The sequence below is a fragment of the Agrobacterium sp. M50-1 genome, from assembly GCF_049843495.1.
GTDB classification, from domain to species: domain Bacteria; phylum Pseudomonadota; class Alphaproteobacteria; order Rhizobiales; family Rhizobiaceae; genus Agrobacterium; species Agrobacterium radiobacter.
In genome coordinates this window covers 486,487-509,253 of the sequence record NZ_JBBHZH010000001.1, presented here as the reverse complement: position 1 = coordinate 509,253, position 22,767 = coordinate 486,487, and the positions used below count along the sequence as shown (strand labels likewise).

The window sequence follows — 22,767 nt, the reverse complement described above, 5'->3', positions numbered from 1 at the left end:
GCCGGGGGACGCATAAGCGCCTTGTTCCGACAGTGACGGTTCATGCATCGTCGGTTTTACGCACATCCGAATAGAGTTTTTCATAGGCCGCAACGACCCCTTCGGGCGCGACTCCTTGCCGAATTCGCTCCCGGGTTTCAGGGGTTTCCTCGAGCATGGCGGGATTGCGCATGGCCTCCGCCATGCGCGCGGCCAGTTCGGCGGCATTGCCCGGCGTAAACAGGCGTTCTGGCCTGTCCGCACCGATCTGCTCGCCAATGCCCGCAAGATTTGCGCCGATGACCGGCACGCCGCGCAGAATGGCTTCGGCGACGGTACGTCCGAATGCCTCCGGCCACAAAGGCGGGACGATGAGGCAGTCTATGCCGGCGAAGAAATGATCGGCCTCCACATAGCCCGGAAATTCAACTGGAAGGCCGGTTGCCTTTTGCCGGTAGGCCTCGATACCATCAGGCGCGCGGCCGGCGATAACCAGTCGCCAGCCTTGCGAAGGCAGGAGTCGCAGGGCTTCGATCAGCAGGTCCGCGCCCTTTGCCGCTTCGATACGACCAAGATAGCCGAAGACGAGCGGCTCTCCGGGCGCGCGGGGGAGGCGCGGTTGCGGCGAAGCCGGTGGTGAAATCGCATTCCAGATCACCGTGCGGCGGTTTTCGGGCACCTGGGTAAAAAAGCCTGCCCGCACATGGCGCTCGACGATATCGCGACCAACGCCGGCAACCGCATCAACCGCGCATTGGCAACGCCGATGGAGGTAAGAAAAGGCGCGGCATTTTTTGCTGCTGCCATCGCAGATATGCCCGTCATGAAACAGGGAGCCATTGGTGCAGATGCTCGTGAAATCATGCAGCGAATGAACGAGCGGAATGCCGCGTTTGCGGATCATCGGCCATATCAGCGGAGTCAGTTCCGAGAGCGAGTGGGTATTGACCACGTCCGGCCGGAAATCATCGATGACACGCGCAAGCCGGCGAACGAGGCGCGGATCCAGCTGCACGGCGATCTTGTAGTATTTCCGCTTCCATTCCGGTTGTTGCCCCCAGTCGCCGATGAAGAACGGCGTGGTGTGGCCGAGGCGGTGAATGGCAAAACCGTCGCGCTGTTCCGCTGCCTGCTCTTTACGGGAGATGGCGGCCACCGCGATCGTGTGTCCGTTATCGGCAAGTCCACGCGCGAGGTCCTCCACGAATATTTCCGCACCGCCCACCCGATCGGGGGCAAATAGCGAGGTTATCTGCAATATCCGCATGCTCAAATTCCTGCGCCCATGGTGTTAAGATCACGACAACTATTTTGCATCCGCGAGCCCAGGCCAAACTCCTGTCATGGCAGACGAAGCGGTGTTTGCGCCGTCTGGCTTGAATGGATCGTTGCGGGCGTTGCAGCTTCAGCTGGTGATTGCCTCTGCCTTTTGCGGCCGTCTCGTTCCATTCCGGGTGGGTTCAGGCAAAGCGTGACGACCGGGGCGAGGAAGACGGCATAGGCCATGGCGAAGCCGGGAATCTGCAGCGAAAAATCAAGCGTCGAATGCAGCAGGACAAGCAGCAGCGCGGCAAGGCCGAGATGAGAGGCGTAACGATAATTTCTGCGTTTGCGTGCCCCGCGAATAAAAATTACCAGCTGGATGAGCACAAAAAAAGCGAGGTAAAACGGGAAGGCCGCGCCGAGTGTCAGCAGCCCCTCGGCATAGACATTGTGGGCATGGGTGACGACGGCGTCCACCCCGCATCGCGCCGCATGATAGGGCGCATAGATTTCCGTAAAGCTTGCAAGGCCCGATCCCAGCGGCCAATTGTCGGCGATGGCGCGCGCGATGCCCGGCATGTAGCAGAAGCGCATGTCGTCTTCCAAACGTGTTTCCATACGAAGCGCCACCCGGTTGGCGAAAAGCGCAAACAAGGCGATGGCGACTGCAATCAGGAGCGCGGCGCGACGTCTCGTCCCCCGCCGCCTGCGCCGGCCGGAGACCCCGTTGCGGCCGGTTCTGGCGGGAGAATTGAACACGATCAGAAGGATCAGGAAAATCAGCGCTGCCAGGCTTGATCCGATCCCGGCACGCGATCCCGTCAGCATCAATGCGATGAAGCAAAAGCCCGAGAGTACCCCGAGAAAAGCGGCCTTGCGGATGAGTTTTTTCTGCTCAGTCGGCACGGTCAGGCGGTTTGCCACGAGCGCCTTTACCCTTTCCCAATCCGGAGCGAGGAGGCTTTTGTGTAATAATACGGCGAGCGTGAGAAGAATGAGACCGAAGAAGGTTGCGGCGGTATTGCGGTTGACAAAAACACCGGTGAGGCTGCCGAGATAAAAGCGCTTCTGGATGAAGCCGAGAACTTCTGGAAAAAGCACGAATTGCACGATTGAAAACAGCGCGAGCCAGCCCCCGGCGATTGCAAACCATCGCAGCGTCTTTGCCGCACGCTCGTCGGTATCGAAAATCACAAGGCCGGTCATGAAGACGCCGAAAGGCAGGGCGGCGCTCATGAGGCCGAGCCGGTCATCCGCAGGTGTGAGTGAGATCGTTGCGGCTGGTGCATTCTGCATGAACATGGCGGCGATGGACCAGGCCGGGTTGGCGCGCGCGATGCCGGGCAGGGGGGATGCCTGCAGCAGCATCTGCACGATAAGCGCTCCCAACAAAAGGCAGGCCGCCGCAAGTACCTTGCCTGCACCGGCCTTGGGAGGTCCGAACAGGAGGATTGATGGCACCAGCAGGAGATAGATGCCGGCCGTGACAACGATGCGGCTTTCGATTTCCGTTGCGCCCCGATTGAGAAGCGCCAGCAGGAAGATTGCCCAGAACGCGATTGCTACGACCGCCCGGACACGGTCCCGAACTGCTGCTGATGGGAGCTGCGGGGAGGAGAGCGGTTCTGATCGGGCTTCGGTAAGCGACATGTCTTTGGGCTTTGTCGGAATTGTTTGTGGTGGTTATGCCCGAATGACGGACAGGGTTTCGTTCTCTCGCCGTTTCAGATCATGGGTGGCGTGTTGCGCCTCCCGATGGTGGCTTTGGGCAGACTTCCGCCAGGGTCCATCGCAGGATTTCTCCCTGTCTGCCGCAGACGACGGCCGTGTCCGCCTCGCGGGCCGCCTCGGCCTCGGGCAAGGTGTTTTTCGGAAATTGTTGCCACATCACGAAACGACCACGGATCACATTGGCATCGGCGGGCCCGTAGAGCTGGGAGAAATTCATCAGCACGGCGACTTCCATGGGCGAGGCGTTGCGCAGTGAACGAACCATGGCAAGACGCAGCCAGACATCGCCATTTGCGGGAAAACAGGAGAGCGAGTGGCGAATAAAGGTCTCGGCAAAACCAAGACGCGCCGCGCCGGAAGCGGATGCCGGATCGGCGCCATTTGCATCGAGATCGGCCAGAACGAGCCTCATTCCGGCTTTGACGATATCCGAACGGCAGATTTTCTCGGCGACGACGGGGTGAAGTTCAGCGACGGTTTTTGCAAGCAATTCAGGTGCAAGACCGTTATTTTCATCGGCGATCCTCGCCAATGCGACAATATCGGAAAAACGCCGGCTTTGCGAAAATGCCTGCCCCGCGACAGACAGGACAAAGACGGAAATGACGAGGACCGGCACGACCGCGAGGATTTTCCGCAGGCGCATCACGCCGTCACGCCTAGTCATGGTAATATCGTGTATAGCGCGAATGATAATATTCGCTTGAACCATAGGCCCGATAAAGCTTCAGCTTTTCGGTGTCCACCTTGTTGAGGATGACGCCGAGGCACTTCTTGCGGATATGGACCTCATTTTCCACCGTGTTCCGCACCGCCCTGCGAGCGGTCTTGCCCCATTCCGTGACGAAGATGAAACCATCGATCCGTCCCGCCATGGCGCGTGCATCGACCACCGGCCCGAGCGGCGGCAGGTCGACGATGATGTAGTCGAAAGCGTTGCTGGCTTCAGCCAGCAGCTTGTGCATTTGCGCCGAGGTCAGCAACTCGGAGGAATGAGGGACACGCTGCTTGACCACCGTGGGCAGGAAAGCGAGCTTTGTCTTTTCGTCACGAAGCACCACATCCTGCACGCTGCGGCCTTCCAGCAAGACCTCCAGCAGACCTTCGCTGGCGTGGCGCGCCATGGCGCGCGTGGCGCCGGGATTGCGAATGTCGGCATCCAGCAGCAGGACCCGCGAACCCTGCCCGGCGAGCAGCTGCGCCAGATTGATGGAGATCGTGGATTTGCCTTCGCTCGGCAAGGCCGAGACAACGCCGACAATCCGCGCCCCGCTTTTGGCGGGAATGCCAAGATCAATGGCGAGCCTGGTGCTGCGCAGGGTTTCGGCGAAGGAGGAGAGCGGGTGGTCGACCGCGTAACGCGCAACACTGGTGGGAAGCGTCAGGCCGGGCTGGCCACTTTCCTGCGCCTCTGTCGCCGGCTTGTTCGGGATGAGCGGGGTATTGCCGAGGAATTCCAGCCCGAGAACATCGCGAACCTGTTCGCCGGTACGGAAAAACCGGTCGCGGAATTCGCGGAACATGGCAATACCGCCGCCGGCTGCCGCGCCCATGATCATGAACAGCGCCAGAATGATGGGCTTGTTCGGTTTGCTCGGAATCTTGGGCGGCATCGCCTTGGAAATCACGCGTGCTTCCGTCACGGGGAAGGACTGCTGCTGCATCGCTTCCTGATAACGCTGAAGGAACGTCTGATACATGTTCTTGTAGGTTTCGGCTTCGCGCTGCAATTCGCGCAGCTGAACCTGTGTTTCGCCGGCCGAGTTGCTGATGTCGGTTGCTTTGGCGACGCTTTCGGCAAGCGATTTTTCCTTCGCTTCCGAAACCTCCAGATCACTTTTGTAACTCTGTGCGATGCGGCTGATTTCCTGGAACATCAACCGCCGGTATTCCTGCATTTCATTGCGCAGACGCACGGCCTGAATATGGTTGCTGCCGAGGCGTCTGGTGATTTCCGCCTCGATCTTCGAGGACTCAAGATATTTCTTGCGCAGATCGTTTGCGACGGAGCTGTCGAGAATATCGGTGACGACCCCGTCAACATCGTCGGTGGCGAGAATGTGCTCGATGCGCTGCACGCGCGCCCGCGCCTTTGCCGTTTCCGATTGCGCCAGAATAAGGGCGCTGTTGGATTCGGCCAGCTGCTGATCGGAAAGCAGACTGTTATTGCCGGTCGAGATCAGATTATGTTCGGCCCGGAATTTCTGCACAGCAAGATCGGTATCGAGCGCGCGCTGGCGCAGTTCCGCAATACGGTCGGACAGCCAGTCGCTGGCCCGCCGCGTCGCTTCGTATTTGGAGTTCAGCTTGTCCAGCAGATAGGCCGAGGCCACGGCATTGACGATCTGCGCGGCGAGAACCGGCGATGTCGAATTATAGGTGAGTTCCAGCGCGTAGGTTCGGCCGATGCGCTTGACGCTGAGGCCGTTAAGCAGCTGGTCCGACAGCGATCTCTTCAGGGTTCCATCGTCAACAACAGACTCTTTTTTTGCCGGCGAGAACCATTGCGAAACGTTGACGAGCGAACGGATAGTGCCAAATATCGAGCTCAGAAGCGACGCGCGTGTTGCCCTGAATTCCTGATTCTCCGTCAGTTTGAGACTATCGACAACGGCAAGCCCGATGGTTTCCGATTGCAGGACCTCGACCTGGCTCAGAATGGAGGCCTCATCCTCTATGACGCCGCCGATCGTCGAAAGCTGTTCGACAATCTGGCTGTTGTTGCGGTCGATCAGCAGGGTCGCCGTGGCTGAATAGACCGGCACGGCCGTCGCGGCAAAGGCAAGGCCGATCGCCCCGGCAACCGCGATGGCGGCAAGGACGATGCGCCATTGCCGGCGGATTATCGCAAGAGCGGCATCGATATCGATAAACTCGGCCGTCAGCCCGCTTTTATCGTAATCGGCCATCGTCAGGGGATCGTGCCTTTGCAACAACTGTCAGCCTCGCTCTTTTCGGCGGGCGCAAGGCCGGCCAAGTCACGGTTGCATCACAGAACTGGCGGCAGCCTTCCCTTTTGGGAAGTCAGATAAGCCAAACTCAAACGGGACTTGTGCTGACAGGCGTGGTGGTGCTGCCGGTCGAGAAGAAGTTATTGATCGTGGTGAAGAATGACGTGCCCGTGCCGCCTGTTGTTCCGCCGCCACTGCTGCTACCACCGCTGCCACCACCGCCGACGGGTGCGCTCCCGCCGCCTGCCTGTGCGGTGCCGCCTGCGGCGCCTGCGGTTCCCGAGCCGCCGATGCTGTTGGCGCTGGCCGGCGAGGAGCCGGCGCCGCCGATCGGCGATGCAGCCGCTGCGGCAGCCGCAGGAGCAGCCGGGCCGGCAGCCGTTCCCTCGATATTCTCGCTAAAGGCAATGAGAAGATCGGCGGGCACGTTGGCGCCTTTTGTCTGCAACTGGATGGCGGCCGCGAGTATCGTATTGCCGTTGCGCATCGCGGTGGCGTGGGCAAGTGCCAGGCCTTCGCCGACAACTTCGGAAAAATCCTTGTTGCCGACCTTCTGGGCCAGTGCGACGATGGTTGGCAATTGGCCGGAGTCGCTCAGGATCAGGGCGGAAAGCTGTTCGGAGAACTGTGCCGCGCTGGTGGAAACCGCGATGATCGGAAAGCCGCTCGTCACTTTTACGATCACGTCGGCCGTTGCCGCATCCGTGCTGGAAGCGATGGTGACCAGATCCTTGATCATTCCCTGCGTCGGTGACTGCTTGAACAGTTCAGCCGCGGTAATGGAAACCGTGTCCGGATTGGTGGTGTTGACGCGGGCGAGAAATGCAGCGGTGGTTTCATCGGCGGCCTTGACGGGCGCGCCTGTTGCTGCGCTTTCGACCGAAGGCGTCTGCTGCGGGGCGGCCGGCGGCACGGTATCCAGGTTCTGTGCGTTGGCGACAGTGGAAAAGAGACCCATGCTGGCAACAAACATCGCACCAACGAGCATCGAGCCGTTACGAATGCGGGGCATCCAACTCTCCAAATCTTTAAAATACGACTTTAAATACATCCAACGTTGGGGATTATTACCCAACATCTAAAATTTCTTCTTAAATCGCACAGCACAAGCAAAGGATCAAGCGCTAAAATAAATCCGCGGCGGAAACCCTCAGCTATTGTTAACGGCCGCGCTTGCCTTTCTCCGGGTTGTTCAGGACACGGCAACTTTCCGGGGGGATGTTATCAGCCGGTCACGCAGCCAGATATTGGCCGGTGTTTCGACAAAGACGTGGAAGGCGTGGGCGATGGCGACGGTGCTGACGACGATGACGATATAAACGACGTTGCTCCACTCCGGCGGGTAAGTGACGCCGCCGAGCGCGATCTTGAAGCCCCGGAAGATAAAGGGGTGCAGCAGATAAAGCGCATAGGATGAATCGCCGAGTTTTGCCAGCGGCTGCGCGAAACGGGGCAGGGAGATGTTTCTGGTCAGGGTCGCCGCTGCCATCAGCAGAATTGCGCCGCCGCCGAAAACGAACAGCCGCGAAAACGAGTAACAGCCCGGATCGCACTGGAACCCGATCCTGCTCAGATCGGTCAGCATCCAGATCGCCAGCCCGCACAGCGCCGTTGCAAGCCCGAGCAGGGGCGGCAGGCGGAAGCCGCGCATGAAAAGGACCGCAATGAACATGCCTGCGACGAATTCGAGAATGATCGGCTGAAACCAGAAGTTGAACGGCAGGCCGAGATTGAAGGCGGAGCCGATCATGACCGCGGTAAACAGCACGGCGGCTGTCGTGAATACCGCGCGCTGCAGCGGGAGGAAGATGAACGCCGCAAAAACGATGTAAAAGAACATCTCGTAATTCAGCGTCCAGCCGAGATCGATCAGCGGAAACGGATAGGCGTCGCCATAACCCATGCTGTCATAGGGAATAAACAGATAGGAGGTCAGGATCGACTGTAGCGGCGGAAAGGCCTTGGCGCTGATAAGGGTCACGCTGGCGGCCATGGCAAGCCGCAGGGTCAGCACAAACCAGTAAAGCGGAACGATGCGGAGAAACCGGCGCAGCAGAAAGGCGGAACGGCCGCCTGGCGCTGCAAAATAGGGCCGCGACGCGTAAACGATGACGAAGCCGGAAATGACGAAAAACAGGTCGACCCCACCCCCCAGCCTCAGCAGGTAGAGTGGGAAAAGCGTGAATTGCCAGTTCACATCAGCGTGCAGCGCAACAATCATGGTCGCCGCGACAGCACGCATTACCTGAAGAATATCGAGACGCTGCGCCCCCGCAGCAGGCGCTTCTTTAAAGTTTTTCATCATCGTCAATCTATAAAAATAAAGATATATTTAGTAATATATTGCGCCCGCCGCTGCGGGGTCAGAAGTCCATTATTCAAGCAGGCTAGCATGCAATAACACGACGCGATACACACAATTTTGCGATGCGGCATTTCCTCCGCGCCACTCAGAAAACTTCCAGAACGGTAAGCTGGTCGCTGACCGAAAGCCGGTATTGCTCGCTTTCCTGCGTGATTGTCTGCTGGCTGACGGAGCCGTCATCGCGGAAACGGTGTGCGACAACGTGACTATGCCCGCCCGCCACCGTAAATGTCGCGACCCGTTCCGCGGGCGGATTTTCGATCCGGGCAGGCCATTGCCAGCCGGAAATTCCAAGCCAGACAGGTACGAGCAAAGCACCGTCCGGTCTTGCGAGATGCAGGGACAACCTTTGCGAATCGGCCGTGAGGAAGTCGATCTGCCGTTCCTCCTGCCCGGTTTGCCGTTCTGCCTTGCAGAGGGAAAGAAGGGCGCGAACAGCCTCGTAAGCCGGGGTGCGGCTCAGATCGTGGCGCAGGAGGCCGAAGGAAGATTCCGGGTTTGTCTCATCGGCAGCAAAGCTTGAAACCATTTCATAGATATAGGACCGGCGAATACCGCTGATGAAACACCAGAGCAGCATACGCGGCATATAGCGTGCCTTGATGCCATCGGTGACGGGGAAATGAAAGGTCTTGGTTTGCAGCGAGGTGTGGTAGCCCATTTCCGTGGCGAGCACCGGCCGGCCCGCTGCTATATGCGCCGAAGCGGCGACGGATTTTGAGAGCGCCCCCGGACCGGTCGTTTCGGGGTGCTCCATGCCCGCGTAAGGGTGGATATTGCCGTAGTCGCAGACATCCTTCAGGTCAAATGCCAGCGCCCTGTTCTCAAGGACATAGCTTGGCGCCGCGACGCGCACCGCGCTCAGTCGCGGAATCGAGCGGACGGCGGCGTGCAGGGCAGCCTGATGCTCCGCCGAAATGCGCGGGGCGTTCTGCGGATCTTTCGTCAGGTTCGGCTCATTGCTGCCTTCGAAAATATCGATACCAGCGTCGGACCAGTCGTAGAAATCCTTGAGCCTGTCGAGCGGCGTGAAAACATAAGGGTTGAGATTGTCGTAACATATGATGGTAAGGCGAAAGCCCGCCGCCACGATCTGGCGCAGCCGCTGAAAGACGGGGCTGTTTCTGGCGGCGATGAGCCCCTCATCGCGCAGATGCCGCACGCCCAGCGCTTCCATCTCGGGCATGATCCGGTCGAACTGTTCCGGATAGACGCCCGTGGTGCGGGTGAAGTGGCCACACACGCCTACACTGTCCATAAAGGCTTCGGTACTGGCGGAAGCAGCCGTCTGTGCCCGTGCGGGAATGGCCTGCAAACCGGAGGCGGCGACCAATGCAAGGGGTGCGGCCGAAAGCAGGTTGCGGCGCGTCAGGCCACTCATGGCGATCGGCTGTTTTCCATTCATCTGCGCCTCCTGATACGTCCGGAGAGAATATAAGCAAGACGCCATCCGATCGATGTCGCCGTTTAAATGACGATTACGGCTGTCCGCATATCGAGATCAGAATGTCCTGGAAGTTTTTGGCATGTACGGCCGTTCAAAAATCCATGTCTCTGAAATAAAACAGATATTATCAAATTTAATATAGTTATCAGCCGCAACGGAACCGATTGCTCCCGCTCGCCTGCACTTTAAAGTGGCCAAACCGTAACACGAGAGCGGTTCTTTTCGCAACACCGCATGGCTTTTGCCGCGCCGCGAAAAAAATCACTTGAAATGCCGCCAATTCCCGTGCTTTTTGAAAAGTAGATTTTCGTAATTCATATTTTCAAACATTAGTTCCGCTCCGGCTCTTTATATTTTGCAGATGTCTCACTGGTCTCCGGGAATTTACGGAGACGACCGAGCCCGGGATGGACGCCATAGATTTTCGATGAAGGAAAATAGAGCGTATCCGCATGAGAATTCTCCATCTTAGCAGCCTTTATCCGCCGCATATCGTTGGTGGATGCGAACGCTCGGTCGAACATCTCGCCGAGGAACTCGTCTCCATGGGACATACTGTCGGCGCCGCCTGCATAGAGCGGCAGGCCGAACCGAAAATGGTGCGCAACGGCGTCTCCGTTTACCGCATGTTCCACAACAACGATTTCTGGCTTGAGGACTGGCCGCAATATTCGCCGCAGCAGCGGCGTATGCAGAAGCTCAAGCAGCAGTGGAATTTCGATGTCGAAAAGCAGTTCGAGGCCGTTCTCGACGATTTCAAACCCGATGTTCTCAACACCCACTCGCTGCTGGATGTGACGACGCTGGTGTGGCGGGCGGCGCATAAGCGCGGCATTCCGATCGTTCACACGATCTGCGAATATGATCTCCTGTGCGGCAACGCCGCCATGTTCAAGGGCGGCAAGCCCTGCGAGCACATTCATCTCGGCTGTCAGGTGGTGAATTTCACCAAGAAGTTCACGCAGCGTTATATCGGCGCTGTCGCAAGCGTCGGCACCGAAATCCTCAAGACGCACGTCAATCACGGGCTTTTCCACCACATTCCGGAGAGCCTGCGCCGCGTCATCTTTTATTCCTGCACGGTTCCCGAGGGCGATCCCGTCGCCCGCCGGCGAATTGACCGCACTGGCCGGCCGCTGACCTTCGGTTATATCGGCCGTATCAATACGGAAAAAGGCGTCGGCAACATGGTCGATGCCTTCAAGGAGATCGGTCACGGCAACTGGCGCTGTCTGGTCGCCGGTCACGCGATGGATGATTCCATCGAGCGTTTCACGGCCCAGGCAGGCGATCTGCCGATCGAGTTCGTCGGCTGGGCAAGGCCGAAGGAGTTTTTCGAAGAGATCGATGTGCTCATCGTTCCGTCCTTCTGGGCGGAACCTTCGCCACGCACGATCTACGAGGCTTACGCCATGGGCGTGCCTGTCATCGGCGCAGCCTCCGGCGGCATTCCGGAGCTGATTGGCGAGACCAACCACGACTGGCTGTTCGAACCGGGCAACGCCAAGGATCTTGCCGCCCGTATTCGTCGCGTGCTGACGCTGTCGCGCGAAGAATTGCCGACGGAGGCCGATTTCGGAAATATCGTCGAGGAATCCACCTCACGCCGGGTCGGCGAAAACTATGTGAAACTTTATGAGGACGTCCTGACGAGCCACCGGCAAAGCCGAACCCTGCGTGCATCTTAGACCGGCAACGGACCCCGTCCGTTGCAGCGGTTTTCTTTGAAGGAGAGAGCATATGGTGGGAAGCAATAACGGCAGCCTCCGCCTTCCTGGCATGGGCGTCGACTGTTTTGCGGTCGCTGCGCCTGACGCGTTGATGCGGCCGGTTTTGCAGGTGGTGGATTGATGTCCGAGGCAACGTCAATAGGCAATGCGGCCCTGAAAGGCGTGTTCTGGTCCATCGTCCAGAATTGGGGCGGCAAGCTTTTCACCTCCATTCTCTTCATCGTCCTCGCCCGTTTCCTCAGCCCCACCGATTACGGCATGGTCGCCACCGCCGGGCTGGTGCTGATGCTGATCCAGATGCTGTCGGAATTCGGATTCGCGGATGCAATCGTGCAGAAACGCGATCTGGAACCCAGCGACGTCAATCTGCCGTTTTATGCCTCGGTTGCGGTGGCGACATTACTGGCCATTGCCGTCTGCGTGTTCTCTCCGGAACTGGAGCGCTGGTTCGAGGTCGAAGGGCTGGCGCCGGTCATCGTGGCGATCTGCATATTGCTGCCGCTGAACACGGCATCGATGTTTCAGGAGGTGAATTATCGCCGCGCGCTGGCTTTCAAGCCGCTGGCGATCAGAACCTTCATATCGAACATCATCGGTGGCGGCGTGGCGATTGTTTTCGCAATCATGGGCCTCGGTGTCTGGAGCCTCGTCGTTCAGACCTATGTCGCCACCATCGTCACGCTGATCTGGCTCTGGCGAAAGCCGCACTGGCTGCCGGGCGCCACTCTCAACCCCGGCACCTTCGTTGAACTGCTTCGCTTCGGTTCGTCGGCGCTTGGCCTTCGTATTGTCGATTTCGCGGCCACACGCCTGATCGATTTCATGATCCTCGGACATTACGGGGTCGCGCTCTTCGGCCTCTACACTGTTGGCAGCAGGCTCTATCAACTTCTGATGCAATTGCTTCAGGCGGCGCTTTATGACGTTTCACTGACGGTGCTTTCGCGCATATCGCATGAACGGGAACGCATGGCGGCGCTCTACAAGCAGTCGATCACCATGTCGGCGATCTTCTCGACACCGGTCTTCGTGCTGGCCGCGGCATTGGCGCCGGAAATCTGCAACGTGCTCTTTGGGGTGCGCTGGCAGGGCGCCGACGGGGTGGCGCAACCGCTGCTTCTGCTGGGCGCGCTGCAATGTGTTCAGTTTCAAAACGCGCCTTTCCTCTCCGCGCGCGGCAAACCGAACAAGGTGCTTATTGCCGGAAGCATCAAGGCGGTTTCGACGATCCTGCTGATCCTGCTGGTTCCAACTGATAGCATCAGGGAGATCGTCATCGTTTATGCCGTCGGGCAGCTGACCTCCACGCCCTTCACATTTTTCTTCATCGCCCGCGAGCTTGGCATCGGGCTGTGGCGAATATTTCTCCTGCTTCTGCCGAGCTTCGCCTCCAGCGGTTTCTGCTTCCTGCTCGTTCAATGGATGCGTCCCGAGGTCAAGCTGCTGGGCGCCGGCGATTTCATCTCCGGCATCCTGCTCGGCTCCATTTTCGGCGCGGCCTATCTTCTGCTTCTGGTGCTGACCGCGCGGAACGAGGCCCGGTCCGCCATCGCGCTCGTCATGGGCAAAATCATTTCCCGAAAGGAAAGCAAATGCGCAAGCTGATAAAAAAAATACTGCCAGCACCGCTGCGCCAGAGAGCCGTGAAGTATATCGAGCGGCGAAGAAGGGATATCGCGTTTCGGCAACTCTTTGACGATCTGCAGGAATTGAAGGCAGGCATGAAACCCGCCGCTACCGGCGACCGGTTAAGCCGGCTTTTGATCGTGGCCGGCGACCCCATCACCCTTTTCGGCTCGTTGGGCGATGATGCGATGATCACCGCGACGCTGCAACATGCCCGTGCGAGCAACCCCGATGTCGAGATAGACATTCTTGTTGACGGGATGGACTATGCCGATTCCGCTTACCAGAGGGGTTTTGTCCCCGTCGATATCTTTGGCAAGCCCGACTTCATAAAAGCCCTGGCACAGCAATACGCGACAAGAAAATACGACAGTGTCGTCGTTGTCGGCGCCGATGTCATGGATGGGTACTACCACCCCCTGGTCAGCGCAAAACTTCTTGCGAGTGCGGATCTCGCCGCCGCTGCCGGAATAAGGAACGTCATTCTCGGCTTCAGCTTCAATGAAACGCCGCATGCCCCCCTGGCGATGTTCTATCGTTCCCTTCATCCGGAATGCTCGCTCAAGGTGCGTGACACTATCTCGCTCGAGCGCCTGCAAACCTTCGCGAAGACCAATGCGGCGCTCGTTTCCGATTCCGCGTTCAGTCTCGTTCCATCGGAACCTGATGAGGGGACGCGTTCATGGATCGCGCGAAAGCGAGCCGAGGGATACCGGGTCATGGGTTTCAACCTGCATCCGATGCTGTTCAAAAACGCCGACCGCGCGCAGACCGAGGCGGTCATCAGGCACGCGGCGGAAGCGTTGCAATTTGCCGTCGATGCCCGGCCGGTGTGCTGGCTGCTCATCCCGCATGACTATCGCGACAATGTGGGCGATCAGGCCTATCTCAAGGCTATCGCCGAGCGTGTGCCTGCGTCCAGAACCGACAGGGTCCGTTATCTCGACGGAAAATGGTCAGCGCCCGTCTTGAAAGGCGTCGCCGGCCAGCTGGACGGCCTCGTCAGCGGGCGCATGCATCTCGCCATTGCCGCGCTCGGCAAAGGCGTTCCAGCGATATGCATCGCCTATCAGGGGAAGTTCGAAGGGCTCTATCAGCATTTTGGTCTGTCCGCTGCCGATCTGCTTTCTCCGTCTTCCTTCCTTACGCAGGATGGTATCAAGAGCGCTTTGATCGAATTTATCGACCAATCCGACGAAATCCGTGAAAACGTCGGGAAAAAACTGCCGGAAATTCTGGCGATGTCGAAGAGGAATTTTCAGCTGTTCGAGACTTTCCCGGCGCGTGCTTCAGTCCTTTCATGAAAGTCGCTTTCGTCTCGGCATTTCCGGTCGTTCCCGCCAATGAAGGCGCGCGGAGCAGGATTCTCCAGCTGACGCGCGCCGTGCGCAGCCTCGGGCACGAGGTGCATTTCATCTATGTCGACGGCACGATCGCCACCGATTTCGATGCGGCGGGTCATGAGGCTGAATTCGGGCCGCATCACCTGCACCGTGTTTCTCGGCAGGGGGGTAGCCTCAGCACCCGACTTCGCGGCGATTTTGGTTTCGAGGTTGGCTTGACGTCGTTTCGGGCCCTTCGCAAGCTCCACCGGCTGCTTGGCCGCGAGCGTGGTTTTTATAACCAGATGGATGAATTCTATTATCCGGAAATGGGCCGGCAGCTTCGCGATATTCAGCAGCGGCTGGGGATCGATGCCGTCATTGTGGAATATGCGTTTCACTCAAGGGCGTTTCTGGGGTTGCCGAAGGGCGTGTTGTGTATTCTTGATACCCATGATTCCTTTGCCGACCGGCACAAGGCGTTCATCCATACCGCCAACAAATATGGATACTGGTTTTCGGTGCCGCCGGCAGTGGAATGCCGGGCATTGCGCCGTGCGGATGTGGTTGTCGCCATTCAGGAGGAAGAGGAACATGCGTTCCGGCAGCGGCTGGGGGAAGAGCCGCCGGTTCTCGCAACCGTCAGCCATATTCTCGATCTCAATGGAAAAGTGGAAGATTTTACGCCGAGCGACTTTTTGTTTCTCGGTTCCGCTAATGACGCCAACATCATTTCCCTGAAGGGGTTTCTGCGGAACATCATGCCGCTGGTAAGGGCTGCCCGGCCGGATGTTCGTCTGGTGCTGGCGGGCGGAATATGTGGCAAGATTGAAGATGAAGAGGGTATTCTCAAGCTCGGCCGCGTGGATGATGTGAAGGACGCCTTTATGCGTGCGCCGCTTTCCATCAACCCCATCACGCTTGGAACAGGCATCAATATAAAATTGCTCGATGCCCTGGCTGCCGGTGTTCCCACAATCAGCACCCGCACGGGCGCGAGGGGGCTTTCGGAACGATACCGGCGCGGCGTGGTCATTGTGGACGATGATGACCACAGGGGTTTCGCCGACGCTGTCCTGCAGCTCACTTCCAGCCACGATCAGCGGCGGGAACTGGGAAACAGGGCGTTTGAGGACGCCATTGAATGGAATCGCCAGCAAATGACGACCCTTGATAATATTCTGAGCGGCAGGCGAATTGGTTGAAACCGCTAGTCTTGAGGTCGCGGCAACGCGCTTAACCAATCAGATGTAAGCCCGCATCCGAAAGTCTGAGAACGGTAAGCCTGCCCGTCGTGAATGCACCCGTGTCGATGCCGATCCGCTGTGGGCCGGTTTCCGGCTCGGTTACCGGGGTGTGGCCGTGGATGACGACGAGGTCCAGCCCTGCCCCTTGTGACAGGAACGGCTCCCTGATCCAGAGCATGTCCTCATCGGTCTGCGCCTCCAGCGGCAATCCCGGTCTCAAGCCTGCATGCACGAAGATATAAGACCCTATCCGGGCGTAGATCGGCAGGCTGGATAAAAGCTGGCGGTGGGTCTGCGGAATTGCGCCGAGCAGGGCATCCCTGAACGGCTGCAGTCTGAGGCGACCCTTTTGCAGGAAATAGTCGACGTCGACCCCGTAGGACAGAAGCGTCTGGCGGCCGCCAAAGTCCAGCCAGTGCATGTTCTCCTGCGGATTTTCGAGAAAATCATGGAAGAGCTGCTCATGGTTGCCGCAAAGCGCAATACGGCGCAACGGCGCTGGCGGCGGCTGCAGCAAATGGTCTAGAACGCCACGGGAATCGCGCCCGCGATCGACATAATCGCCGAGGAGAACGACCAGCGCGGGAGAGGGGTCGGGTCCGAGATCGGCAAGGATTTTCCGCTCCGCCTGCAAAAGCAGGTCGAGGCTGCCATGCACGTCGCCAATGGCATAGATCGGAAAGGAGGCTGGCTTGTCGCCAAGGTCGATTCTGCGTCGCCTCCGGTCGTCGCGGGAGGCTGGTTGTTTACGACCGCGAATCCAGTTGAGCACCTTGGGCATAGCTGCCGATACTGTCTCTCCTGCACAAGGTCAAGAGTGTTGAAAGCGGCTGCCGTATCACCCGCCAAAGCTGCGTTGACGCAATGCTGGGTCAGCCGCCAAAACCCGCCGGACGAAGCAGCGAGAGGCGGCTTTTGTAAAGCGGGACGCGTCAATTCTGCGAGGAGAGAATACCCTCTTTGATGACCGAAAGATACGTTGCCTTAACCGGCGGTCGAATGCCTGTCGTCCGAAAGAGCGGTTTCAGCCTAAAGACATGTTCTAGAGTTTCAGCCAGACACGCGGGTCCTCGTGCGACTGGATCTTGATCCATTTCAGATCCACCGCTTTCCATGGCTTGACGACGTTGGTGCGGTTATCCAGCACCAGATCGCCCTGGCTGGTGCTGACGACCAGAACCGCGTGACCTATGCCGTCCGTTGTGCGGGCAGTGGCAATGCGCAAGGCGCCCGAAGGCCAGCCGGCGCGCAGGAGGCGTTGCCGCTTGGTCACCGCATAATCGTCACAGTCGCCGCTTGCCGGGTTCAGTTTCCAGTCGTCTTCGCCGTCCCCTTCACTGGCATAGATTATCGAGGTGTTGATCTCGGCGTTGATGCGCTGGAGTTCCGCACGCTTCTGCTTGCTCAGTTCCACCGTATCGCGGTCGCCAATCCGGATGCACTGGTCGGCGGCGCTTTCGCAGAATTTCGCAAAGGCAATGGGTGCGATGGTCGGACGGCTCGTGGTCATGAAGAGGCCGGGCCGCGATGCGCCGGGCTTTTGGGCAAGGCCACCAAGCTGCACGGCCGATGCGGTGGTCGCAATGCTCGCCGCCATGCCGGCAGCGACGGCAAAAAACGTTGCCAGACGGATTGTTCTCTTCGCCATGTCCTTGCCCCTGCACAGTTGCCTTCTCTTGTGCTGGCACCATAGCGACCCATTCTTGCGGGCCGTTTAAGTCGATAGATTGCATTTTAATGAAATCTAATTTTGTTACAGCGCTGAAAAATGGGGTTCGCGCTCACTTGCAGCGGGTTCGACCCTCCGTATCGACAATACAGGTCTCTTGCGGGACGGCTCGTCGGAGTTCCCGCCGTGTATCGGGTGAGGCTCTGCTTGCCGGCGGCCGGTCGTAATTCCGGTAAACTTCGAAATTGCGTCCGCCGATCGTTCCCTGCGCCCCGCCGCGACCGTCCGGCGTCACTTCGAAATTCTGATATTGCTGCGCATGGGCGCTCGCTGAGAAGCCGATTACGACGGTGAGAACGCCGACCGCCAAGCTTCCCCACAACGGCGCCGCCCGCCATCTGCCTAACATCATGGCCGTTCCTCCATGGATGAAATAATGGATGACGCCGCCGCACATTTGCCATGCCCGGCGCGCATTGATTTTCCAGCGTCCGTCGGGGGTAATCATATCACCGATATTGCATCCGGTGTGAGAAGGATTTGTGTCTGGCAAGGGCCGAATCGCCTCCCTGCCGCATCAGCCAGTGGTGTCACGTCGCCAAGAGGCGTCACCGTGCCGCTTGATCGTCAGGAGTGCGAAAAACGCCATTCCGGGGCTCAAAAATTAAGCTCTTCGCCGCTGCATTTATAGGCTTCACAATCCTGTAACAACGGACCTAATATACAAGTGCAGATGCCGAATCGCTCAGGAGAAGCCCTTGACGATTGCAGTTTCACCACAGGCCCTGCCGGCGCTCGTTCTGAACGCAGACTACAGGCCACTGAGTTATTATCCCTTGTCGTTATGGTCCTGGCAGGACGCGATCAAGGCTGTTTTTCTAGACCGTGTGAACATCATTGCAGAATATGATCACGCGGTGTCGTCCCCCAGCTTTTCCATGCGGCTGCCGAGCGTCGTCAGCCTCAAGACTTACGTGCAGCCCACCCGCAACCCCGCCTTTACACGCTTCAACGTTTTCCTTCGGGACAAGTTCGAATGCCAGTATTGCGGCACGCGGGATGAATTGACCTTCGACCATGTGATTCCCCGCGCGCATGGCGGTGAAACCACCTGGCACAATGTCGTTGCGGCGTGCTCTCCCTGCAACCTTAAAAAAGGCAGCAAGCTTCCCAAGCAGGCGGGCATGTTCCCGGCGCAGAAGCCATTCCAGCCAACGGTTCAGGATCTGCACAATAACGGGCGGCTGTTCCCGCCCAATTATCTGCACGAAAGCTGGATGGACTATCTTTACTGGGATACCGAACTGCAGCCCTGATCTATCAGGACTGCAATGCGGTTTTTCCGCTTACCGGCTTTTACGGCTCGCGCCAAAAAAGGCGACTGCCGCAAGTGCAACGCTTGCGATGACATTCCAGCCCGCGAAGGAAAGGCCGAGCACCCGCAAGGCAGCGTCGTTGCAGGAGGGCGCCTTGATGGCATTCAGATTACCCAGGAGATCGCCGGCATTGGTGGTGATGGACGGCGCGCCGGTGGCGCAGGTAATCGGCCCTGCCCAGAAACCCCATTCCACGCCGGCGTGATAAACGCCAAGCCCGGCGCCGATCAGCATCGCCACGCCGATAAAGGCAAGAAGCACCCGTGTGATCTGAACGGGCAATTTGAAAATGCTGGTCGCAACGGCCAATATGCCCAGCGGAATGGCGTAATAATAGGGATCGCGCTGCAGCAGGCACAGCGCGCAGGGCGTATAACCGCCAATATGCTGGAAACCGAGGGCGGAGCCGACGGTGAAGATCATTCCCGCCGTGACGCCGAGAGCGGCGAGCGTGCGGCTATTGTCGGCGGTGGTCGCATTGGCCATGTTGTTTTCCTCAAACTTCGCGAAGAAGCAGATATCCCGGACGGGCTTTCAAAAAGGCGGGCGTGATGGCGAAATTAAGTCGCCGGTCCTCACGGGGTGTAACGGGATTCGTCTAATCCAGTCCGCCGCATCTGGCAAATGAAAGCCTGGCAATATTCGGGGGGGTGCGCAAGCAAAGTTTCGTGAGCTTGCCGGCCGGCGTGAGACCGTTAAAGGGTTCACTTGGAGGCGCTGGACAAAGTGAAGGAAATCAATGCGGTTTTGGAAATGGTACCCCAAGCCGGGCCGCTGATTTTGAACGAAATCAGCGGCTTGTCTTATCGTTGGACCTGCGTTGTTTCCGCCCAAACGTTAGGTTTTTTAGAAAAGTGTCCAATAGAACAAAACTGTCTAATTCAACTCACAGGTTGCATTCTTCGATTTTTCTCGGAATAGTAAAATCGTAGTCACTTAAGGGGTAGAGGACATGGAAGTTAATTTGAGACGGCTGAGTGGAATATGGGACGATGGTTACGCCCTTGATAAACACATGAAAAGCAGCACTTTTGTTGGATATGATCCTAGTAATGGGCATCCCCGCTTCGACAATATCCGTACTGCTGCGGGGGAAGCGGTTTATCAGCTAAAGTATCAACAGAACTGGGGCGAAGCGAAGAAACTAGCGGAAGCAGTTTTCGGGGAAATCGTCCCAAAGCTTCCAAAAATCGGCTTGATAATTCCAATGCCTGCGTCAACGAGTCGGCAACGCCAACCAGTTGACGAAGTTGCGTCCGAACTTGCGCCCCTCATGGCAGTGAGTTCATTCGACAACATAATTGTTAAGGCTGCATCTACGAGCGGGGTAACGCTTAAAAACCTTTCAACGAAGGCAGAAAAAGAAGCCGAACTTGAAGGTAGGTTTTCGATCAATGATCCGATAAGTCAACAAGGGAAGTGGAATGTGCTACTGTTAGATGACCTATACGACAGTGGTGCGTCCATGGAGGCCGCAACGAAAGCTCTTCGGACTTATCCCAAGATCGACAAAATTTATATCGCAGCACTAACTTGGAAGTAACATGGACAAGGTATTCATCGCGGGTTCAATCACGATAAAGAGTTTACCGACGGCTTTTGTCGAGAGGCTGAATTCACTTATCGAAACCGGTTTGGATATTTTGATCGGTGATGCTAATGGCGTCGATTCAGCTGTCCAACACGCACTTTACCAGCGGGTTGTACCTTCCGTAACAGTCTACTGCTCTGGCCCCCACGTTAGAAATAACGTGGGGAACTGGACTGTTAGGCATATCGAAACGCGGGCTGAGCCCGGAACGAAGGCGTTTTTCACAGCCAAGGATGTGGCGATGGCTGTCGATTGCACATTGGGCTTCATGCTTTGGGATAGTAAAAGCACGGGTACCCTCACGAACATAATTGAGCTTGTTCAACGTAAGAAAAAGTGTGTCGTATACGTCAACAAAGTGGGTGTTTTTAAGGTTGTCAAGGATGCCGCTACTTTGCGGGCACTCACCGAATTTATGTCTCTCGCCGCGTTAGAAGCTGCTGATAAAAAAATGGGCCTTTTGACAAAAGTGCGGGGTTTGGAAAATAATACTATGAGCCTGCCTTTCTAGCGAAATAGCTAGAGAAGCTCAATGTGCCTTAACGATCTGAATTCCTTATGAGTAATCTCTTTCTTTCACGTGGGAAATCTATCAATGTTTGCATTAGCGCTGTAACATTTTTTTAGGCGCGAAAACGTGGCGGGCAGTTCGGCATTCGGCAGCAGGCTGCCCAAGGGGGCGAAGGCCTCTTGTTCTAACGGCGCTCGAGCGAGCCGAGCTTAATTCAGAACAATACGTGGGCCTCAATATCTTATTCTCCAATAGCTCGTTTCGCCGATCACACTGTCGAGTGTAAATCGTTTGCTAGGAGGGGTGTCTGCTTGTAGAAGCTGGAAGATATCGTTCAGGACGGTTCTACTTGCTGCGAAGTATCCGTGAGCGTAGTCACCCAGGTCTTTGTCATTCACTAGAATGGTGTCCATCCCTTCTAGTACAAAGGTCGGTGGAGAGAAGCCAACCCGCGGATTGCCGTGGAGCCAACTGGATACCTTTAAAGCCTTATCGAGATCAGAAACGTATGAAGTAGCGCGCCGACATTGTTTCAGAAAGCGCCGGCCTTGACGCGGCATAATCACAGCATCGACGTCCGCCCCTGCTAAAATAATCTGATGGACCTTTTCCACCGCCGGGCTTCTAGTGACCGCGAGGTGTTCGAGCGCACCGACCAGAACACGGCAACCCATACTATGAGCAATGAAATTCACGCATTGTCCGGGGGTTCTCTCTATAAAGTCGTGGATGAAATCTGCCAATAAGTACTTACTGGCCTCAGCGGCCGCCTCGTCGGCTGGATAATTCAGAACACCACCCTTTGACGGCCAACTGAACAGACCGATGCCTTGACCCAATCCGAGATCGTGACCCAGTTGGGCTGCACGCAAGACGGCGGATTCAAAATCGGTATTGAAGCCATGAACGAAGATCGTAGGCGTTTCCTTAACGGCCATTTTCTCGGCTGTGTCCGCGATGAACTTCCAAAACAGTTCGTCGGTCAAAGCAATAAGATGTTCAAGGCGGAGGCGATCATCCTTCCGGTTCCAAATCCTTTTCCACAGCGGGGACCCCAACGAACCGACTCTATGACTGTCTGGGACTATAACCTCACACACACCATAGCTTAGACGAAGTGCGTCCGTAGTGCCGAAGGTCCTCAATTCGCCCCTTTCAGCAACCGGTGTTCGATTAGTGGCGAAATATACGTCGTATCTATTTTTTCTGGTTTTATCATCAGGACCATCAAGGCGGCTCCTCATTGCTAAATGGGTATCCAGTTCTCTTGATTCCCGGTAGGCCACAACGGACTGGAAAACGACGGCGCTCTTTGCCTGAAGAATCCGAGCCTGCTCGCGGTCAATCTTGGCCTCCACAAATATTGCTTGTCCAACGTCCGCGCTTTCTAACTGCACTCCTTGAAGATTAGCATGCTCGAAATTTGCGCGCCGGAAACGGGCGTTTTCCACTCTAGCTTCAGCGAGATTTGCGCGGCGAAACCGTGCGCCCGTAAAGTTTGATAGAGATAAATCTGCTCCGATGAGATTCGTACCAGCGAAGTTCGCGCGCGCAAAATTCAAGTGCGAGAGATCGGCACCTTGTAGATTCGCGTTCGAGAGGTCAATTTTCTCGAAGTACCGAGATGTTTTCGGAGAATCTCTAAAGTCAGGCGGCAGAAAATCGAACAATTTTAGCCCTGCCAGATTTGGGGAAAATCTAACCTTTTTCCGTCTCCTATTCCACGCTGAGACACCCTCTCTCAGCCATTCGGCATGCTGAACGTTGAACATGATACCGCCCATAAACTCTAGATAGTGCGGCAAGGTTAGGACTCAGCAATTAAAAAGTAGCAAATCTCCGAGTTTGCGGCTGGTTTAGGTCGCTCCTGACGCAAAACCAATTTCCCGTCACGATCAATGGAGACAAGCAAAAAAGATAAGTCGCGTCAGCCAATGGGACTTTTTGTAGGGTCGCCGT

19 protein-coding genes are annotated in these 22,767 nt (G+C 57.2%); 7 read left to right on the top strand and 12 right to left on the bottom strand.

The window, feature by feature from the left end:
• Positions 1-40: 40 nt before the first annotated feature.
• The 7 genes from WDZ78_RS02290 to WDZ78_RS02260 all read right to left on the bottom strand — a co-directional run bounded on the left by WDZ78_RS02290 (position 41) and on the right by WDZ78_RS02260 (position 9,694).
• On the bottom strand, positions 41-1,246 hold the full coding sequence (locus tag WDZ78_RS02290) for a glycosyltransferase family 4 protein (protein WP_425672219.1): 1,206 nt from the start codon (positions 1,244-1,246) through the stop codon (positions 41-43).
• 74 nt (positions 1,247-1,320) lie between these two features.
• The gene (locus WDZ78_RS02285; protein WP_425672218.1) at positions 1,321-2,892 is read right to left on the bottom strand and encodes an O-antigen ligase family protein; all 1,572 of its coding nucleotides are present in this window, start codon (positions 2,890-2,892) and stop codon (positions 1,321-1,323) included.
• 79 nt (positions 2,893-2,971) lie between these two features.
• Positions 2,972-3,640, bottom strand: coding sequence for a hypothetical protein (locus tag WDZ78_RS02280; protein WP_425672217.1), 669 nt, complete (start codon positions 3,638-3,640; stop codon positions 2,972-2,974).
• On the bottom strand, positions 3,633-5,882 hold the full coding sequence (locus WDZ78_RS02275; protein ID WP_425672216.1) for a polysaccharide biosynthesis tyrosine autokinase: 2,250 nt from the start codon (positions 5,880-5,882) through the stop codon (positions 3,633-3,635). Before WDZ78_RS02275 ends, WDZ78_RS02280 begins: the two co-directional genes overlap by 8 nt.
• A gap of 130 nt (positions 5,883-6,012) precedes the next feature.
• On the bottom strand, positions 6,013-6,936 hold the full coding sequence (locus WDZ78_RS02270; protein ID WP_425672215.1) for a hypothetical protein: 924 nt from the start codon (positions 6,934-6,936) through the stop codon (positions 6,013-6,015).
• 180 nt (positions 6,937-7,116) lie between these two features.
• Positions 7,117-8,229 (bottom strand): acyltransferase family protein, encoded by a 1,113-nt coding sequence (locus tag WDZ78_RS02265; RefSeq protein WP_425672214.1) that lies wholly within the window; start codon positions 8,227-8,229, stop codon positions 7,117-7,119.
• A gap of 145 nt (positions 8,230-8,374) precedes the next feature.
• Positions 8,375-9,694, bottom strand: coding sequence for a hypothetical protein (locus WDZ78_RS02260; protein WP_425672213.1), 1,320 nt, complete (start codon positions 9,692-9,694; stop codon positions 8,375-8,377).
• Positions 9,695-10,188: 494 nt separating this feature from the next.
• Here WDZ78_RS02260 and WDZ78_RS02255 point away from each other — a divergent pair, with 494 nt between their 5' ends.
• The 4 genes from WDZ78_RS02255 to WDZ78_RS02240 all read left to right on the top strand — a co-directional run bounded on the left by WDZ78_RS02255 (position 10,189) and on the right by WDZ78_RS02240 (position 15,619).
• Positions 10,189-11,424, top strand: coding sequence for a glycosyltransferase family 4 protein (locus tag WDZ78_RS02255; RefSeq protein ID WP_425672212.1), 1,236 nt, complete (start codon positions 10,189-10,191; stop codon positions 11,422-11,424).
• Between the two features lie 162 nt (positions 11,425-11,586).
• Complete coding sequence (locus WDZ78_RS02250; RefSeq protein ID WP_425672211.1) at positions 11,587-13,071, top strand: lipopolysaccharide biosynthesis protein; 1,485 nt, start codon at positions 11,587-11,589, stop codon at positions 13,069-13,071.
• Positions 13,059-14,396 carry a polysaccharide pyruvyl transferase family protein gene (locus WDZ78_RS02245; protein ID WP_020012100.1) on the top strand — a complete coding sequence of 446 codons (1,338 nt, stop codon included), beginning with the start codon at positions 13,059-13,061 and terminating at the stop codon, positions 14,394-14,396. The genes WDZ78_RS02250 and WDZ78_RS02245 overlap by 13 nt, the downstream gene beginning before the upstream one ends.
• Entirely contained in the window at positions 14,393-15,619 is a 1,227-nt protein-coding gene (locus WDZ78_RS02240; RefSeq protein WP_425672210.1) for a glycosyltransferase family 4 protein, read from the top strand. Before WDZ78_RS02245 ends, WDZ78_RS02240 begins: the two co-directional genes overlap by 4 nt.
• A 31-nt stretch (positions 15,620-15,650) precedes the next feature.
• On the opposite strand, the gene WDZ78_RS02235 is transcribed toward WDZ78_RS02240, so the two are convergent.
• The 3 genes from WDZ78_RS02235 to WDZ78_RS02225 all read right to left on the bottom strand — a co-directional run bounded on the left by WDZ78_RS02235 (position 15,651) and on the right by WDZ78_RS02225 (position 17,742).
• Positions 15,651-16,442 carry a metallophosphoesterase family protein gene (locus tag WDZ78_RS02235; RefSeq protein ID WP_425672209.1) on the bottom strand — a complete coding sequence of 264 codons (792 nt, stop codon included), beginning with the start codon at positions 16,440-16,442 and terminating at the stop codon, positions 15,651-15,653.
• A gap of 261 nt (positions 16,443-16,703) precedes the next feature.
• A complete protein-coding gene (locus tag WDZ78_RS02230) occupies positions 16,704-17,309 on the bottom strand; it encodes a transglutaminase-like cysteine peptidase (protein WP_020012097.1) in 606 nt (201 codons plus the stop codon).
• A gap of 133 nt (positions 17,310-17,442) precedes the next feature.
• Positions 17,443-17,742: a hypothetical protein gene (locus WDZ78_RS02225; protein ID WP_425672208.1), complete on the bottom strand. Its 300-nt coding sequence runs from the start codon at positions 17,740-17,742 to the stop codon at positions 17,443-17,445.
• Between the two features lie 346 nt (positions 17,743-18,088).
• On the opposite strand from WDZ78_RS02225, the gene WDZ78_RS02220 reads away from it, so the two are divergent.
• A complete protein-coding gene (locus tag WDZ78_RS02220) occupies positions 18,089-18,646 on the top strand; it encodes an HNH endonuclease (protein ID WP_003585610.1) in 558 nt (185 codons plus the stop codon).
• A 30-nt stretch (positions 18,647-18,676) separates the two neighbouring features.
• Here WDZ78_RS02220 and WDZ78_RS02215 read toward each other — a convergent pair whose 3' ends face one another.
• Positions 18,677-19,192, bottom strand: coding sequence for a disulfide bond formation protein B (locus tag WDZ78_RS02215; RefSeq protein WP_425672207.1), 516 nt, complete (start codon positions 19,190-19,192; stop codon positions 18,677-18,679).
• A gap of 466 nt (positions 19,193-19,658) precedes the next feature.
• Here WDZ78_RS02215 and WDZ78_RS02210 point away from each other — a divergent pair, with 466 nt between their 5' ends.
• Complete coding sequence (locus WDZ78_RS02210) at positions 19,659-20,249, top strand: ComF family protein (RefSeq protein WP_112356843.1); 591 nt, start codon at positions 19,659-19,661, stop codon at positions 20,247-20,249.
• Position 20,250: 1 nt separating this feature from the next.
• The gene (locus tag WDZ78_RS02205) at positions 20,251-20,808 is read left to right on the top strand and encodes a hypothetical protein (RefSeq protein ID WP_425672206.1); all 558 of its coding nucleotides are present in this window, start codon (positions 20,251-20,253) and stop codon (positions 20,806-20,808) included.
• 233 nt (positions 20,809-21,041) lie between these two features.
• On the opposite strand, the gene WDZ78_RS02200 is transcribed toward WDZ78_RS02205, so the two are convergent.
• A complete protein-coding gene (locus WDZ78_RS02200; RefSeq protein WP_425672205.1) occupies positions 21,042-22,580 on the bottom strand; it encodes an alpha/beta hydrolase in 1,539 nt (512 codons plus the stop codon).
• Positions 22,581-22,767 lie beyond the last annotated feature (187 nt).